The organism is Streptomyces sp. NPDC052040 (assembly GCF_044548405.1).
GTDB lineage: Bacteria > Actinomycetota > Actinomycetes > Streptomycetales > Streptomycetaceae > Streptomyces.
Genome location: NZ_JBIUBV010000005.1, coordinates 384,566 through 400,305 on the forward strand (window position 1 = coordinate 384,566; position 15,740 = coordinate 400,305).

Genomic DNA, 15,740 nt, shown 5'->3' on the forward strand with positions numbered 1-15,740 from the left:
GCTGGTCGCCGTGCTGAAACGGCCGGTCGCCCCGGGGTGGTGCGGTCGGCACCCCGCGGTGGCGACCGTCGGCCGGTCGCCTCAGGGTGTCCGGCCGGTCTCCCGTCTCCAGCGGTACACCAGCTCCGGTCGGCCGATCTGGCCGTACAGCGGGCGGCGGGCCGCCCGGCCCGTGTCCACCAGGTGTTCCAGATAGCGGCGGGCCGTGATGCGGGAGATGCCGACGGTCTCGCCGAGGCCCGCGGCCGTCAGTCCCTCCTCGTGGGCGCGCAGGGCGCCGGTCACCCGTTCCAGGGTCGGTGCGCTCAGCCCCTTGGGCAGGGCGGCCGGTCCCGGCGCCCGCAGCGCCGCCAGCGCCCGGTCCACCTCCTCCTGGCCGCTCGCCTCGCCCGCCGCGCCCCGGAACTCCGCGTACCGCACCAGCCGGTCCCGCAGGGTGGCGAAGGTGAACGGCTTCAGTACGTACTGGACCACCCCCAGCGACACCCCCTCCCGCACCACCGCCAGGTCCCGTGCCGAGGTCACCGCGATCACATCCGCGTGATGCCCCGCGGCGCGCAGGGAGCGGGCCAGCTGAAGGCCGTGCACATCCGGCAGATGCAGATCGAGGAGCAGCAGGTCGACCGGGGTGCGGTCGAGCAGGCGCCGCGCCTCGGCGCCCGTGTGCGCGGTGCCCACCGCGGTGAAGCCCGGTACCCGCCCCACGTAGAGGACATGGGCGTCGGCGGCCACCGGGTCGTCCTCCACGACCAGGACGCGGATGGGCTGCCCGGTCATGCGCCGCCTCCGGGCAGGGCCGTCCCCGCCCGGTCCGCCCCGGCCGGGCCCGTCCCCGCCAGTTCTGTCCCCGCCGGTTCTGTCCCTGCCCGTTCCGTGCCCGCCGGTTCCGTCCCCGGGGCCGTCCGTGCGGTGGGCAGCGGGATCCGCGCCTCGAAGCGGGCCCCGCCGCCCGGCGCCCCGGACACCGTCAGTGTGCCCTCGTGGCGGCGCACCGTCTGGCGGACCAGGGCCAGTCCCAGGCCCCGGCCGCCGGGCGCGGCGGCCGTCTTGGTGGACCAGCCGCGCCGGAACACCTCCTCGGTGTGCGCCGGGTCGACTCCGGCGCCGGTGTCGGACACCCGCAGGACCAGCTCCGCCCCCTCCGCGCAGGCGGTCACCGTCACCCGGCCGCCCTCCGAACCCTGGGCGGCGTCCACCGCGTTGTCGATCAGATTGCCGAGGACGGTGACCAGGTCCCGGGCCGGGAGCGACGGCGGCAGCAGCCCGTCGTCGATGCGGCTGTCCTCCGCCACCACCAGCTCCACGCCCCGCTCGTTCGCCTGGGCCGCCTTGCCGAGCAGCAGGGCGGCGAGCACCGGTTCGTTCACCGCGGCGACCACCTGGTCGGTGAGGGCCTGCGCCAGCTCCAGTTCGGCCGTGGCGAAGTCCACGGCCTCCTCCGCACGGCCCAGTTCGATCAGCGAGACCACCGTGTGCAGCCGGTTGGCCGCCTCGTGCGCCTGGGCGCGCAGCGCCTGGGTGAAACCGCGCTCCGAGTCCAACTCGCCGGTCAGCGACTGGAGTTCGGTGACATCGCGCAGGGTGGCCACCGTGCCCCGGTGTTCGCCGCCGGAGACCGGGGAGGTGTTGACGACGAGGACGCGGGACGCCGTCAGATGGACCTCGTCGACCCGGGGCTCGGAGGACAGCAGCGCACCGGTCAGCGGCGCGGGCAGCCCCAGGTCGGCCACCGAGCGGCCCACCACCTCGCCGCCCACCCCGAGCAGTTCCCGGCCGCCGTCGTTGATCAGCGCCACCCGGAACCGGCCGTCCAGCATCAGCAGCCCCTCGCGCACCGCGTGCAGCGCGGCCTGGTGGTAGTCGTGCATCCGGCTCAGCTCGGTGGCGTTCATGCCGTGCGTGGAGCGGCGCAGCCGGGCGTTGATCACATAGGTGCCTACGGCGCCCAGGACCAGGGCCCCGCCCGCCACCCCGGCCAGCGTGGTCACCTGCTCCCGGAGCCGGGCCGAGACGGTCTCGACCGTGATGCCCGCGCTCACCAGGCCGGTGATCCGGCCCCCGTCGCGGACCGGGGTCACCGCCCGCACGGACGGGCCCAGGGTGCCGGTGTAGGTCTCGGTGAACGACTCGCCCCTGAGCGCGCGGGCGGTGTGTCCGAGGAAGCGCTCGCCGATCAGCGCCGGGTTGGGGTGGGTCCAGCGGACGCCCCCCGGGTTCATGATCGTGACGAAGTCGACGCCCGTGTGCCGCTGCACCTGGGTCGCGTACGGCTGGAGCGTCCGCGTCGGGTCGGGGGTGCGGATCGCCGCCCGCACCGAGGGGGAGTCCGCCACCGAGCGGGCCACCGCCATGGCCTGCCGCCCGGCCGCCTGCTGCGCCTGGTCGCGGTCGCTGACGTAGGAGAAGAGGGCGTACCCGGCGACGAGCACCGCGATCAGCACGGCCTGCATCGCGAAGAGCTGGCCGGCCAGGCTGCGGGGTCTCGGGAGTCTGGGCACGCGCATGCGTTCAGTCTGCCTCGCGGTTCCGTCCTGCGGTCCAGGGGTTCAGCATGCGGAGGGGAACGGAGCGGACGCGCGGCTGCCTCCCTTCGCGTGGACTCGACGACCCGCCCCTCCGTATGAACTCAGTGACCCGCCCCCTCCGCGTGAACTCAATGAACGGAAGGGTGACCGCCCTCACACGGCGGGAGATAGTCACCGCATCCCCGGGAGCGTGCCGCCTCCCGGTCACCGGGGGACGCTTCCCGGACGCCGGGGGGTGTGCCCCCGCTTTCCCCGGACGTGAGCCGCACGCCGGACGATCCGACGACGACGTCGAGGAGGGCAGCCGTGGCCAGCACATCCCGCACCACCCCTGCCGCGCCCGCCGCCAGGCGGGACCGCACCCACTATCTCTATCTCGCGGTGATCGCCGCGGTGGCCCTCGGCATCGCCGTGGGCTTCGCCGCACCCGATGCCGCCAAGCAGCTGAAGCCGCTCGGTACGGGCTTCGTGGCGCTGATCAAGATGATGATCTCGCCCATCATCTTCTGCACGATCGTGCTGGGTGTCGGCTCCGTACGGAAGGCCGCCAAGGTCGGCAGGGTGGGCGGGCTCGCGCTCGGCTACTTCCTGGTGATGTCGGTCGTGGCGCTCGCCATCGGCCTGGTGGTCGGCAATGTGATCCACCCCGGCAGCGGGATGCATCTGACCGAGGCCCTCAAGGGCGTCGGGCACGAGCAGGCCAAGGCGGCCGCCGAGGGCCCGGTGGACTTCCTGCTCGGGATCATCCCGACCACCCTGGTGTCGGCCTTCACCGAGGGCGAGGTGCTCCAGACCCTGCTGGTCGCGCTGCTGGTGGGCTTCGGGCTCCAGGCCATGGGGCGCTCCGGCGAGCCGGTCCTGCGCGGGGTGCAGCACATCCAGCGGCTGGTCTTCCGGGTGCTCGCGATGATCATGTGGGCGGCCCCGGTCGGTGCCTTCGGCGCCATGGCGGCCGTGGTCGGCGAGACCGGTGTGGACGCGCTGAAGGCACTGGCCACGATCATGATCGGGTTCTACGTCACCTGTCTGCTGTTCGTCGGGATCGTGCTCGGGGCCCTGGTGCGCGTGGTGGCCAAGGTCAATATCTGGCACCTGCTGAAGTACCTCGGCCGTGAGTTCCTGCTGATCGTGTCGACCTCCTCGTCGGAGTCGGCGCTGCCGAGGCTCATCGCGAAGATGGAGCATCTGGGTGTGAGCCGTCCGGTCGTCGGCATCACCGTGCCGACCGGCTACTCCTTCAACCTCGACGGCACGATGATCTATCTGACGATGGCCTCGCTGTTCATCGCGGACGCGCTGGACCAGCCGCTGGCCATCGGGCAGCAGATCGGACTGCTGCTGTTCATGATGGTCGCCTCGAAGGGCGCGGCCGGTGTGTCCGGTTCCGGTATCGCCGTGCTGGCCAGCGGACTCCAGTCGCACCAGCCCGCCCTGGTGGACGGGGTGGGCCTGATCATCGGTATCGACCGGTTCATGAGCGAGGCCCGTGCCGTGACGAACTTCGCGGGCAACGCGGTCGCCACCCTGCTCATCGGCACCTGGACCGGGGAGGTCGACCGGGAGCGGGTGCGGCGGGTGCTCGCGGGCGAGTTCCCCTTCGACGAGGAGACCCTGCTGGACGAGGACGGTGCCGAGGCCGCGCCGGTGGCCGGGCCCGGCGGCGACAAGGAGCTGGCCAAGGCCTGAGGCCTCCGAGTGAGGTTCCTGTTCACATCCCCCGAACCCCGGGCGGCCGGTCCGATTCCCCCGTCAACCGGCCGCCCGGTCCATCACGTACGTCCCCGAAAAGTCCCGCACCCGCTGTCAGGCCGTGAGTTTCGCCACCAGTTCGGTGGCCCGGGAGGCGGGTACGCCCACCGCGGCCAGCAGGGTGACCGCGGCCGAGGGGCCCGCGTCCCGCGCCGGGAGCAGGCCGTCGTTCACCGCCTCCATCAGGGCGAACAGCATCTGCTCATGGACGGCCGCCAGCGCCTCGGGCGGCAGCGGTGAGACGAACACCCCCTGTTCCAGGCCCTGCGCCAGGATCTCGGCACAGGCCGCGCGGACCGGTGTGAGACGTTCCCGGATGCCCTGCATGGTCACACTGCGCTGAGCCAGCGCGACCAGGATCCGGTAGCGGTCGGCGACCTCCCACACCGCGATCGTCCCCCGGGCCACCGCCTCCGCCGGGTCCGCCACTCCCTCCCGGCCTTCCGCATGGGCTGCCGCGACCGCCTCCACGGCGCCGTCCACCAGCGTGCTGACCAGCGCCTCGCGGCTCGGGAAGTGCCCGTAGACCGTGCGCCGTACGACCCCGGCGGCGCGGGCGATCTGGTCCATGGACGCGTCGGGATCGCGCAGCAGCTCGGTCAGTGCGACATCGAGGATGCGGCGGCGGTTGGTGTCGGCCCGGCTGGGGGCGCCCGTGGTCATGGCTGTCATTCTGCACGCCTTCCCGGCGTCCGGGTGGGTCTCCACAGAGTCTTCGCCTCCTTATTTGCACAGCGCTGTGCAACGACGTACATTGCACATGGTTGTGCAACTACGCGCAACCGTGCACGTCAGACGTCACACGTCCCACGTGACCGGCAACGGAGAAGAAGAGGAAGGCCCGCATCCCATGCGTCTCGTCATGAACGAACCGGTCGAGAGGATGGACCGGCCCTACGCCCGGCGCTGGTGGGCCCTGCTGGTCCTCTGCCTGAGCCTGCTGATCATCGTGATGGCGAACACCGCCCTCACCGTCGCCGCACCCGACATGACCCGGGACCTCGGCCTGTCCAGCGCCGACCTCCAGTGGGTCATCGACGGCTACACCGTCCCCTACGCGGCCCTGATGCTGCTGCTCGGCGCCATCGGCGACAAGTACAGCCGCCGCGGTGCGCTCGTCCTCGGGCTCGTCGTCTTCGGCGGCGGTGCCGTCTCCGGCTACTTCGCCGACAGTGCCACGGGCGTCATCGCGGCCCGTGCCGTGATGGGCGTCGGCGCCGCGCTGATCATGCCCGCCACCCTCTCCCTCCTCGCCGCGACCTTCCCGCGCGCCGAGCGGGCCAAGGCGATCGTCCTGTGGACCGCCACCGCCGGTCTCGCCATCGCGGCGGGTCCGCTGGTCGCCGGTGCCCTGCTGGAGAACCACGGCTGGTCCTCCACCTTCCTGATCAACGTGCCGATCGCGGCGGTGGCGCTGGTCGCCGCCTTCGTCCTCGTACCGCCCTCCAAGGCCGGCCACCACGACCGCATCGACTACGTCGGCGGGGCGCTCTCGGTGGTCTGGGTCGGTGCCCTCGTCTACATGATCATCGAGGGGCCGCACTTCGGCTGGGGCGCCAAGGCGGTCACCGCGGCCGTCGTCGCGGGCCTCGGACTCGCCCTGTTCATCGTCTGGGAGCTGCGCCACCCGCGCCCGGTCCTCGATGTGCGCCGTTTCGTGAACCGCCGCTTCGCGGGCTCCAACCTCGCCGTCGCGCTGTTCTTCCTGTCCGTCTTCGGCGCCTTCTACTTCCTCACCCAGCACCTTCAGTTCGTGCTCGGCTACGACGCCCTCCAGACCGGCGTGCGGATGCTGCCGCTCGCGGGTGCGGTCTTCGTCGGCTCGGCGCTGACCGGCTACCTCACCCCTCGCGTCGGCATGCGGATCACGGTGACCGCGGGCATGGTCGGCGGTACGGCCGCGCTCGCGCTGCTGACCCGGATCGACGCCGCCTCCACCTACGGCGACTTCGTCCTGCCCCTGGTGATCCTGGGCCTCGCGATCGGCCTGGCGCTCTCCCCCTGCACGGACGCGATCATGGGCGCCTTCCCGGAGTCCGAGCTGGGCGTCGGCGGCGCGGTGAACGACACCTCCCTGGAACTCGGCGGTTCGCTCGGCATCGCCCTCCTCGGTTCGGTGCTGGCCAACTCCTACTCCTCGCACCTCAAGGACGCGGCGAGCGGCAGTCGGCTCCCGGCCCACGCCCTGTCCACCGCGCAGGACTCGGTCGGTGCCGGACTCGCGGTGGCGCAGGGCGTCGGCGACAAGGCACGGCAGCTCGCCGAGCAGGCCGCGCACGCCCACAACGCCCAGCAGGCCGCGCAGCTCAAGGCCCAGGCCGAGCAGCTCGCCCACGGCGCCCGGCAGATGGCCGACGCGGTCGGCTCCTCCTTCGCGGATGCGGTCGCCCACACCAGCCTGGTCGGCGCGGTGATCCTCGGCGTCGGAACCGTCCTGGTCGGGGTGCTGCTGCCGGGCAAGGCCGCCCCGGCTCCCGTCGAGGAGCACAATGAGGAGCGCGAGCTCGTGGACGCCTGAACCCGCTGACGGCCCGGGGAACCCCGGGCCGGGGCCCCACGTCTCGTAGTACATGCGCCACCGTGCCGTGCCGGACCGTCCGGCACGGCACCGTTGTTCGGGAGGCACGGGGCATGAAGATCGACTGGGACCGGCGCACCTGCGCGCGCCGCGGGCATGTCACCTACGCGCCCGACGACCCCCGGCTGCGGACCCGGCTGCACGCCCGCACCGCGCTCGGCGACGCCTGGCGGTGCCTGCGCTGCGGCGACTTCGCGCTCGGTGAGCCGCACGGCACCGGACCGGCCTGCGACGCACCGCTGGTGCCGCGCGGCAAGGTGCTGCGCGACCTGTTCGTCCTGCGCTTCCTGGCCCTGGAGCGGGCCGTGCGCGGCGTCTTCATCGTGCTGGTGGCGGTGGCCGTCTGGAAGTTCAGCAACAGCCAGGACGCGGTACGGCGGCTCTTCACCGAGTATCTCGACGTCCTGCGGCCCGTCTTCCGCCACTTCCACTACGACCTCGACCACTCGCCCGTGGTCGGCTCCGTCCAGAAGGCCTTCGGCTACCGGCACTCCACGCTGCTCCTGGTCGCCGGGCTGCTGCTGGCCTACGCCCTGGTCGAACTGGTCGAGGCGGTCGGGCTCTGGTACGCCAGGCGCTGGGCGGAGTACCTCACGGTGGTCGCCACCGCGGCGTTCCTGCCCCTGGAGGTCTACGAACTCACCGAGCACATCAGCGGACTGAAGATCGCCACCCTGGTCCTCAACATCCTCGCGGTCCTCTACATCGCCCTCGCCAAGCGCCTGTTCGGCCTGCGCGGCGGCCGCAAGGCCTTCGACGAGGAACGCCACAGCGCCTCCCTCCTGGAGGTGGAGGAGTCGGCGGTCCTGGTCGCCGCACGCCCCGCGCCCTTGCCCTGACGTCCGCGTCAAGGGCTAGCGTCGGGATATGCGAATCGGCGAGCTGGCGGTGCGGGCCGGGACCACTCCCCGGGCTCTGCGGTACTACGAGGCGCGGGGGCTGCTGCCCGCGCGGCGGGCGGGCAATGGGCACCGCACCTATGACGAGGGGGATCTGAAGCTGCTGCGGCAGATCCGGACGCTGCGGGACTCCGGGTTCGACCTGGAGGAGACGCGGCCCTTTGTGGAGTGCCTGCGGGCCGGGCACCCCGAGGGGGACTCGTGCCCGGCATCGCTCGTGGTCTACCGCCGCAAGCTGGACGAACTCGACGCGCTGATCGAGGAGTTGGGGGCGGTGCGGGCGAAGGTCGGGGCGCAGCTGGCGAGGGCGGAGGAGGCCCGTGACGCGCTGGCGGCCGATGCGGGGGTTCCGGGTGGTCCGGAACCGGTGTGCGAGCTGGGAGGGCGGCGGCGATGAGCGGGGCAATGGGTGTGGCCGAGGTGACGGACGGGGACTTCGAGGCGGAGGTGATCGGGTCGGAGCTGCCCGTGCTGGTGGAGTTCACGGCCGACTGGTGTCCGCCGTGCCGTCGGATGGCGCCGGTGCTCGGTGCCCTGGCCGCGGAGGAGGAGGGGCGGCTCAAGGTGGTGCAACTGGACGTGGATGCCAATCCGGAGACGACCCGCGCGTACCGGGTGCTGTCCATGCCGACCTTCATGGTGTTCCGCGGCGGTGAGCCGGTGAAGGCGATGGTCGGGGCCCGGCCCGGGCGGCGGCTGCGGGAGGAGTTGTCCGAGGTGCTGTCCGAGATGCTCTGAGTGCTCTGACCACGGTTCGCGCACAGGCCGACGAGGCCCCTACGAAGAAATCCCCCGAGCGCAATTGCGCTCGGGGGATTTCTCTGCGTATATTCAATGATTCGCAACTCCCGGAAATGGAGTCGCGAAGAAGTTCAGTAGGCACAGTATATGGGGTCGGGAGCGGAATTGTCAAACGCCGAATTTCCGGACGATGAATTGCGGCACGAGCAGGAATTCATCGACGGGCTGTATGCGCGGGTGGACGAGCTGCGCGGCGACACCGAGACCTCCGTCGCGGACGCGCTTGCCCAGGGCGACAAGCCCATGCAGGCCCGGCTGGAGCGGGACATCCTCGTCGCCGAGCGCTCCGGGCTGCTCGCGGCGCTGAACGCCGTGGACGGCTCGCTCTGCTTCGGCCGGATCGACCTCTCCTCCGGGGCGAGCCACCACATCGGCCGGATCGGGCTGCGCACCGCCGACGCGGACCACACCCCGGTCCTCATCGACTGGCGGGCCGACGTCGCCCGCCCCTTCTACCTGGCCACCGGCCACACCCCGCTGGGCCTGCGCAGGCGCCGGCACATCGGCACCGACGGGCGCCGCGTCACCTCGCTGCACGACGAGATCCTCGACCTCGCCGACCACGAGCGCACCGGCCACGAGGACCCGTCCGGGGACGCCGTGCTGCTGGCCGCGCTCACCTCCGCCCGCACCGGCCGGATGGGCGACATCGTCCGCACCATCCAGGCCGACCAGGACCGCATCATCCGCGCCCCGCACCGGGGTGTGCTGGTGGTGGAGGGCGGCCCCGGCACCGGGAAGACCGCCGTCGCCCTGCACCGGGCCGCCTATCTCCTCTACGAACACCGGGAACTGCTCGCCCGCCGCGCGGTCCTCATCGTCGGCCCGAACCCCGCGTTCCTCGGCTACATCGGCGAGGTGCTGCCCTCCCTGGGCGAGACCGGAGTGCTGCTCTCCACCGTCGGTGAACTGTTCCCCGGGGTGAAGGCCACCGCCGCCGACACCCCCGAGGCCGCCGCCGTCAAGGGCCGCGCCGGGATGGCCGACGTCCTCGCCCGGGTCGTCCGGGACCGCCAGACCCTGCCCGACCCGGTCCTCGCCGTGGAGCACGACCGAGAGGTGCTGCTGCTCGACGACGGGCTGGTGAACATGGCCCGCGAACGCACCCGTGCGACCGGGCTGCCGCACAACACGGCCCGCGAGCACTTCGAGGGCCATCTCCTCAACACCCTGACGGACATGGTCGCCGAGCGGATCGGCACCGACCCCTACGACGGCTCGAACCTGCTCGACCCGAGCGACATCACCCAGATCCGCGACGAACTCGCGGAGAACCCCGAGGTCTGGTCGGCCATCGACCGGCTGTGGCCCGTGCTGACCCCCGAGCAACTGGTCGCGGACTTCCTCGCCGCACCGCAGGAGTATCTGTCCGACGAGGACGCGGCCGCCGTCCGCCGTCCCGTCACCCGGGCCTGGACCGCGGCCGACGTACCGCTGCTCGACGAGGCCGCCGAACTCCTCGGCGAGGACGACCGGATCGCGCGCGCCCGCGCCGAACGCGAGCGCGAGGCGCAGGTGTCGTACGCGCAGGGCGTGCTGGAGGTGTCGTACGCCTCCCGCACCTATGAGTTCGAGGACAAGGAGGAGGGCGACCCGGACGGCTCCGAGGTGCTGTCCGCGCACGACATCATCGACGCCGAGCGGTTCGCCGAGCGGCACGAGGAGGCGGACCACCGCAGCGCCGCCGAACGCGCGGCGGCCGACCGCAGCTGGGCCTTCGGCCACATCATCGTCGACGAGGCGCAGGAGCTGTCGCCGATGGCCTGGCGGCTGCTGATGCGGCGCTGTCCGACCCGCTCCATGACGCTGGTCGGCGACCCGGCGCAGACGGCCGAGGCCGCCGGGGTCGGCTCCTGGTCGCGGATCCTCGCCCCCTATGTCGAGGACCGCTACGAGCACACCCGCCTCGGCGTCAACTACCGTACGCCCGCCGAGATCATGGAGGTCGCGGCGGCGGTCGTACGGGCCGGGGACCCGGACTTCGAGCCGCCGAGTTCGGTGCGGTCCACGGGAGTGCGGCCCTGGGTGCGCGCCGCGGACGATCTGCCCCGCGCGGTGGCCGAGGCGGTCGAGGAGCTGACCCCGGCCGAGGGGCGGCTCGCCGTGATCGCCCCGCGTGAGCTGCACCGCTCGCTCGCCGCCCGGCTGGACGGGGTGACGGCGGGCGCCGAGCCCGACCTCACCCGGACCGTCGTCCTGCTCGATCCGCGCCAGTCCAAGGGGCTGGAGTTCGACTCCGTGCTGGTGGTCGAGCCCGGCCGGTACGGCACGAGCGATCTCTATGTGGCCCTGACCCGGGCCACCCAGAGGCTGGGCATCCTGCACCGGGAGCCCCTGCCGTCCGCCCTGGCCGGGGCGCCGACGGCCTGACGGGATGCCCCTTCGGGAGCCCCGGAGCCCGGCCGCCTCAGCAGTTCGCGCTGTAGCGGACGCAGCCGGGCGGGGTGTGGTGCTCCTGCCACTCGTGCTGCGAGGCCATCAGCACCCCGCCCGCCAGCAGGGCGACCAGCAGCTGTGCGACCACCGTGCGGCGGGCGCGGAAGGCGGCCGCGAGGACGGCCGAGGCGAGTACGGCGACCAGCAGCACCCGCACCCGGCCGATGTGTGCGAGATCGGCCGCGTCGATCCGCCTCCGGTCGCCCTGTGCCGCCCACACGGCCAGGCCGAGGCCGAACATCCAGTCGAGCACGAGCCACCCGGTCCCCAGTACGACCACCGGGATCGCGAGGGCCAGGTCCACGCCCCGGCGTGCCGGACGGGACCAGGGGCGCCAACGTCCGGGCACCGTAGCAGCGTTCGTCATGGTGGCAGAGTGCCGGGCCGTGCGGTGCCGCGCATGAGCACGCGTACTCGGTTCAGGCGGGCCGCAGCCACACCGTCGCCAGGGGCGGCAGGGTCAGCCGGATGCCGGCCGGGCGGCCGTGCCAGGGGGCCGGTTCCGGCTTCAGCGGGTCCGGGTTGCGGACATCGCTGCCGCCGTACCGCGCCAGGTCGGTGTTGAGGACCTCGTGCCAGGCGGGCACCTCGTCCGGGACGCCCAGCCGGTAGTCGTGCCGGACGACCGGCGAGAAGTGGCACACGGCCAGCAGGGGAGTGCCGTCGGCATCACGGCGGAGGAAGGCGAGCACGTTGTCGTCGGCCGCGTCCCCGGTCACCCACTGGAAACCGGACGGTTCGCTGTCGCGCTGCCACAGCGCCGGAGTCCCGCGGTAGACGGTGTTCAGCTCGCGGACCAGGTCGAGCACACCCCGGTGGTCGGGCTCGGCGCCATAGGCCGGGTCCAGCAGCCACCAGTCCGGACCCCGCGCCTCGGACCACTCCGAGCCCTGGGCGAACTCCTGGCCCATGAAGAGGAGTTGCTTGCCCGGGTGGGACCACATGAAGGCCAGATAGGCGCGGAGGCTGGCGCGCTGCTGCCACCAGTCGCCCGGCATCTTCGACACCAGCGAGCCCTTGCCGTGCACCACTTCGTCGTGGGAGATGGGCAGTACATAGTTCTCGCTGTAGGCGTACACCATGGAGAAGGTCATCTCATGGTGGTGGTACGAGCGGTGCACCGGCTCATGGGCCATGTACTGGAGCGAGTCGTGCATCCAGCCCATGTTCCACTTCAGTCCGAAGCCCAGGCCGCCGAAACCGCTCGGCCCCGGGTGGTGGGTGGCCCGGGTGACGCCGTCCCAGGCGGTGGACTCCTCGGCGACCGTGACCACTCCGGGGCAGCGGCGGTAGACGGTGGCGTTCATCTCCTGGAGGAAGGCGACCGCGTCCAGGTTTTCCCGGCCGCCGTGCTCGTTGGGCCGCCACTGGCCGTACGGGCGGGAGTAGTCGAGGTAGAGCATGGAGGCGACGGCGTCCACGCGCAGGCCGTCGATGTGGAACTCCTCGCACCAGTAGACGGCGTTGGCGACGAGGAAGTTGCGCACCTCGCGGCGCCCGTAGTCGAACTCCAGGGTGCCCCAGTCCGGGTGGGCCGCCCGCAGCGGGTCCGCGGGCTCGTACAGCGGCCGTCCGTCGAACTCGGCAAGGGCCCACTCGTCGCGCGGGAAGTGCGCCGGGACCCAGTCCATCAGCACCCCGATACCCGCCTGGTGCAGGGCGTCGACCAGGTACTTGAAGTCGTCGGGGCTGCCCAGCCGGGCCGTGGGGGCGTAGAAGCCGGTGACCTGGTACCCCCAGGAGCCGCCGAAGGGATGCTCGGCCAGCGGCATCAGCTCGACATGGGTGAAGCCGAGGTCCCGCACATACGCCGGGAGTTGCTGGGCCAGTTCACGGTACGTCAGGCCCGGTCGCCAGGACGGCAGATGGACCTCGTACACCGAGAACGGCGCCTCGTGGGCGGGGGCCGCGGCCCGGCGGGCGAGCCATTCATGGTCCTGCCACTCGTGGTGGGAGGCGTGCACGACCGAGGAGGTGAGCGGCGGGACCTCGGTACGGCGGGCCAGCGGGTCGGCGCGCAGGGTCCGGGAGCCGTCCGGGCGGGTGATCTCGAACTTGTACAGCTCGCCCTCGCCGAGGCCGGGCACGAACAGCTCCCACACCCCGGAGGAGCCGAGCGACCGCATCGGATGGCCGGTGCCGTCCCAGTGGTTGAAGCCGCCCGCCACGCGTACCCCTCGGGCGTTCGGCGCCCACACCGAGAAGGCGGTGCCGGTGACACCCTGATGGGTGAGCGGACGGGCGCCGAGCGCCTGCCACAGCTGCTCGTGGCGCCCCTCGCCGATCAGATGCAGATCCAGCTCGCCGAGCGTGGGCAGAAAGCGGTAGGCGTCCTCGGTCTCCTGGGTCACCCCCCGGTACGCCACCAGCAGCCGGTACGCCGGGATCTCCGGCAGCGGCAGCAGCGCCGAGAAGAACCCGCCCCCGTCGTCGGTGAGTTCGGCCCGCAGGTCTCCGGCGACGACGGCCACCGACAGCGCGTACGGGCGGAAGGCACGGAAGGCGACACCGCCGGGGACCGGATGGGCGCCGAGCACTCCGTGCGGATCGTGATGGGTTCCGTCGGCCAGCCGCGCGCGGTCCTCGGCACCGATGGCGGGGGAGACGGTCTCCTCGGGTGCGGCGGCCCGGGCGGCGGGCACGGGGGCCGGCTTTCCCCCGGCCCTCCCGGCCGCCGGTTTCTTCGCCGCCGGTGTCCCGGCCGCCTTCTTCGCCGGTGATTTCGCCTGTGTCCTGGACGCTGTCTTCGACGCCGTCCTCGCGGGCGTCACCGCCTTGCGGGCCGCAGACTGCCGCGTACCGGACGTCGGCCTGTCGGCGTCCGCCGCCGTCCGCTTCGCGGTGGCCGCCTTCTTCGCTGCGGCCTTCTGCGGGCCGTCGCCGTTCTTCTGCGTACTGTCGTCGGACGGAGGGCGGGGCGTCACGGGCGGAGCCTCCTCGGCAAAGGGCAACGGGTGGCGGATCAGGGGGTGGCGTCGGCGGCCAGACGGCGGACTGCCGCCATGGGCACCGGCAGCCAGTCGGGACGGTGGCGGGCCTCGTAGAGGACCTCGTAGACGGCCTTGTCGGTCTCGTACGCGCGCAGCAGCACCGGATCGGTGCGCGGGTCGGACCCGGTGACCTCGGCGTAGCCCGCGCAGTACGCGGCCCGGCACCCGGCGGCCCACTCCGGCGCCGGGGGGCCCGCCGCATGGGCCGCGTAGTCGAAGGAGCGCAGCATTCCCGCTATGTCCCGCACCACGGGCTGTGGCATCCGGCGTTCGGCCAGCGGCCGGGACGGCTCGCCCTCGAAGTCGATCAGCGACCATGCCCCGGACGGGGAGCGCAGGCACTGCCCGAGGTGCAGATCCCCGTGGATGCGCTGGGCGGTCCAGGTCTGCCCCTCGTCGGCCAGCGAGGCCAGCGCCTCGAACGCGGAGTGCAGCGCGGGCGCGTACGGCCGCAGCACGGGCACCGCCTGCGCGGTCGCCTCCAGCCGCTCCGCCATGCCGGTGACCAGGGGCCCTATCTGGGGGTGGCCCAGGGTGACCGGGGGCAGGGCGCGGGCCAGGGCCGTGTGCACCTCGGCGGTGGCCCGGCCCAGCTCCCGCGCCTCGGCGGTGAAGTCCTCGCCCTTGGCCAGCTCGTGCAGGGCCAGCTCCCAGCCGTCGGACGCGCCTCGCAGATAGGGCTGGAGCACGGCCAGCACAGAGGACTCGCCCGGGCCGTCCGGACCCGCCAGCAGCCAGCCGACCGGTGCGGGCACCCGGGAGCAGCGCTCGCGCGACAGCAGCAGCGGCAGTTCGAGATCGGGGTTGGTGCCGGGCACGACCCGCCGCAGAAGCTTCAGAATGAACGTATCTCCGTAGATGACCGAGGAGTTGGACTGCTCCGCGGTGACCCTCCTCGGGACCAGTCCGTCCCGCAGGGTCCGGCGCGGGTCGCCGTCGAAGCGGAGCCCCCCGATCCTGGCCCGGGTGCGCAGCGCCTCCAGGAGCACGGTGGTGGCCCGGGGGTCGTGGAGCGCCTCGTAGACGGTCCGCCCGGCCAGCGGTCCTTCCGTCACATGGCCGATGAGCGCGGGTGCCAGCCGCGGCGGCAGCGCCTCGCGCACGCCCAGCAGCACCTGGTAGCAGTCCCCGGGGTGCGGCTGGGCGCCCTGGACCGGCACCTCCGGCTGATGGGCCCGCACCAGCAGATGGATCAGGCGGAGGGTGCCGTCGGGGGGCAGCAGATCGGTGGCCGCCACCAGCGAGAACCCGGTGATCGGCCGTCCCTTGCCCGCGAACCAGCGCTGCCGCGGCAGCCACTCCCGCAGCAGCGGGTCGAGGGAGGCGAGCAGTTCGGACTGGACCGTGGAGGGCTGGGCGACGGCTTCCGACATGACGGACGTCCTTTGCCAGGGGGGACGGTCGGGGTGGTAGAGCCTGGGTGCCCCGGGCAAGGCGGCGGAAACCGCCCCGCCCGTGGCTTCTATGCGCCGTCCTTGCGGAGTCGGAACCAGTAGAAGCCGTGGCCTGCGAGGGTGAGGAGGTAGGGGAGTTCGCCGATGGCGGGGAAGCGGACCTGGCCGATGAGTTCGACGGGGTGGCGGCCGGTGAAGCGGCGCAGGTCGAGTTCGGTGGGCTGGGCGAAGCGGGAGAAGTTGTGGACGCACATGACGAGGTCGTCCTTGTATTCCCGCAGGAAGGCCAGGACGGCGGGGTTGGTGGAGGGCAGTTCGGTGTAGGAGCCCAGCCCGAACGCGGGGTTCTGTTTGCGGATCTCGATCAT

Annotated in this window: 13 protein-coding genes; 6 read left to right on the top strand and 7 right to left on the bottom strand. The window is 72.5% G+C overall.

All coding sequences use genetic code 11. From position 1 onward, the window contains the following. Positions 1–81 precede the first annotated feature (81 nt). Both ACIHAA_RS14440 and ACIHAA_RS14445 read right to left on the bottom strand, forming a co-directional pair. Positions 82–777, bottom strand: coding sequence for a response regulator (locus ACIHAA_RS14440; protein ID WP_399816741.1), 696 nt, complete (start codon positions 775–777; stop codon positions 82–84). Further along, the gene (locus ACIHAA_RS14445) at positions 774–2,504 is read right to left on the bottom strand and encodes an ATP-binding protein (protein ID WP_399816743.1); all 1,731 of its coding nucleotides are present in this window, start codon (positions 2,502–2,504) and stop codon (positions 774–776) included. The genes ACIHAA_RS14440 and ACIHAA_RS14445 overlap by 4 nt, the downstream gene beginning before the upstream one ends. Before the next feature lie 327 nt (positions 2,505–2,831). Between ACIHAA_RS14445 and ACIHAA_RS14450 the strand changes: the two genes are divergently transcribed. Continuing rightward, a complete protein-coding gene (locus ACIHAA_RS14450) occupies positions 2,832–4,211 on the top strand; it encodes a cation:dicarboxylate symporter family transporter (RefSeq protein WP_399816745.1) in 1,380 nt (459 codons plus the stop codon). Positions 4,212–4,328: 117 nt separating this feature from the next. On the opposite strand, the gene ACIHAA_RS14455 is transcribed toward ACIHAA_RS14450, so the two are convergent. Continuing rightward, positions 4,329–4,937 carry a TetR/AcrR family transcriptional regulator gene (locus ACIHAA_RS14455; protein ID WP_399816747.1) on the bottom strand — a complete coding sequence of 203 codons (609 nt, stop codon included), beginning with the start codon at positions 4,935–4,937 and terminating at the stop codon, positions 4,329–4,331. A gap of 187 nt (positions 4,938–5,124) precedes the next feature. Here ACIHAA_RS14455 and ACIHAA_RS14460 point away from each other — a divergent pair, with 187 nt between their 5' ends. From ACIHAA_RS14460 to ACIHAA_RS14480, 5 genes are all read left to right on the top strand, one after another. After that, the gene (locus tag ACIHAA_RS14460) at positions 5,125–6,792 is read left to right on the top strand and encodes an MFS transporter (RefSeq protein WP_399816749.1); all 1,668 of its coding nucleotides are present in this window, start codon (positions 5,125–5,127) and stop codon (positions 6,790–6,792) included. Positions 6,793–6,905: 113 nt separating this feature from the next. Continuing rightward, positions 6,906–7,691 (top strand): DUF2127 domain-containing protein, encoded by a 786-nt coding sequence (locus tag ACIHAA_RS14465; protein WP_399816751.1) that lies wholly within the window; start codon positions 6,906–6,908, stop codon positions 7,689–7,691. A gap of 28 nt (positions 7,692–7,719) precedes the next feature. Next, positions 7,720–8,148, top strand: a complete 429-nt coding sequence (locus tag ACIHAA_RS14470) for a MerR family transcriptional regulator (protein WP_399816753.1) — start codon at positions 7,720–7,722, stop codon at positions 8,146–8,148. Next, positions 8,145–8,489: a thioredoxin family protein gene (locus ACIHAA_RS14475; protein WP_399816755.1), complete on the top strand. Its 345-nt coding sequence runs from the start codon at positions 8,145–8,147 to the stop codon at positions 8,487–8,489. Before ACIHAA_RS14470 ends, ACIHAA_RS14475 begins: the two co-directional genes overlap by 4 nt. 150 nt (positions 8,490–8,639) lie before the next feature. After that, on the top strand, positions 8,640–10,922 hold the full coding sequence (locus ACIHAA_RS14480; protein ID WP_399816757.1) for a HelD family protein: 2,283 nt from the start codon (positions 8,640–8,642) through the stop codon (positions 10,920–10,922). A gap of 37 nt (positions 10,923–10,959) precedes the next feature. On the opposite strand, the gene ACIHAA_RS14485 is transcribed toward ACIHAA_RS14480, so the two are convergent. The 4 genes from ACIHAA_RS14485 to ACIHAA_RS14500 all read right to left on the bottom strand — a co-directional run. Beyond that, on the bottom strand, positions 10,960–11,355 hold the full coding sequence (locus tag ACIHAA_RS14485; RefSeq protein WP_399816759.1) for a DUF6234 family protein: 396 nt from the start codon (positions 11,353–11,355) through the stop codon (positions 10,960–10,962). 52 nt (positions 11,356–11,407) lie between these two features. Next, entirely contained in the window at positions 11,408–13,759 is a 2,352-nt protein-coding gene (glgB, locus tag ACIHAA_RS14490; protein WP_399816792.1) for a 1,4-alpha-glucan branching enzyme, read from the bottom strand. A 191-nt stretch (positions 13,760–13,950) separates the two neighbouring features. Continuing rightward, a complete protein-coding gene (locus ACIHAA_RS14495) occupies positions 13,951–15,351 on the bottom strand; it encodes a maltokinase (protein ID WP_399816761.1) in 1,401 nt (466 codons plus the stop codon). An 89-nt stretch (positions 15,352–15,440) separates the two neighbouring features. After that, positions 15,441–15,740 (bottom strand): alpha-glucosidase C-terminal domain-containing protein (locus ACIHAA_RS14500; RefSeq protein WP_399816763.1); only part of this gene is annotated, 300 nt, incomplete at its 5' end.

Bases quoted from the DNA above. Each gene is read 5' to 3' on its own strand.
- ACIHAA_RS14440 (WP_399816741.1), bottom strand. From the start codon at position 777: ATGACCGGGCAGCCCATCCGCGTCCTGGTCGTGGAGGACGACCCGGTG.
- ACIHAA_RS14445 (WP_399816743.1), bottom strand. From the start codon at position 2,504: ATGCGCGTGCCCAGACTCCCGAGACCCCGCAGCCTGGCCGGCCAGCTC.
- ACIHAA_RS14455 (WP_399816747.1), bottom strand. From the start codon at position 4,937: ATGACCACGGGCGCCCCCAGCCGGGCCGACACCAACCGCCGCCGCATC.
- ACIHAA_RS14460 (WP_399816749.1), top strand. From the start codon at position 5,125: ATGCGTCTCGTCATGAACGAACCGGTCGAGAGGATGGACCGGCCCTAC.
- ACIHAA_RS14465 (WP_399816751.1), top strand. From the start codon at position 6,906: ATGAAGATCGACTGGGACCGGCGCACCTGCGCGCGCCGCGGGCATGTC.
- ACIHAA_RS14470 (WP_399816753.1), top strand. From the start codon at position 7,720: ATGCGAATCGGCGAGCTGGCGGTGCGGGCCGGGACCACTCCCCGGGCT.
- ACIHAA_RS14475 (WP_399816755.1), top strand. From the start codon at position 8,145: ATGAGCGGGGCAATGGGTGTGGCCGAGGTGACGGACGGGGACTTCGAG.
- ACIHAA_RS14480 (WP_399816757.1), top strand. From the start codon at position 8,640: ATGGGGTCGGGAGCGGAATTGTCAAACGCCGAATTTCCGGACGATGAA.
- ACIHAA_RS14485 (WP_399816759.1), bottom strand. From the start codon at position 11,355: ATGACGAACGCTGCTACGGTGCCCGGACGTTGGCGCCCCTGGTCCCGT.
- ACIHAA_RS14495 (WP_399816761.1), bottom strand. From the start codon at position 15,351: ATGTCGGAAGCCGTCGCCCAGCCCTCCACGGTCCAGTCCGAACTGCTC.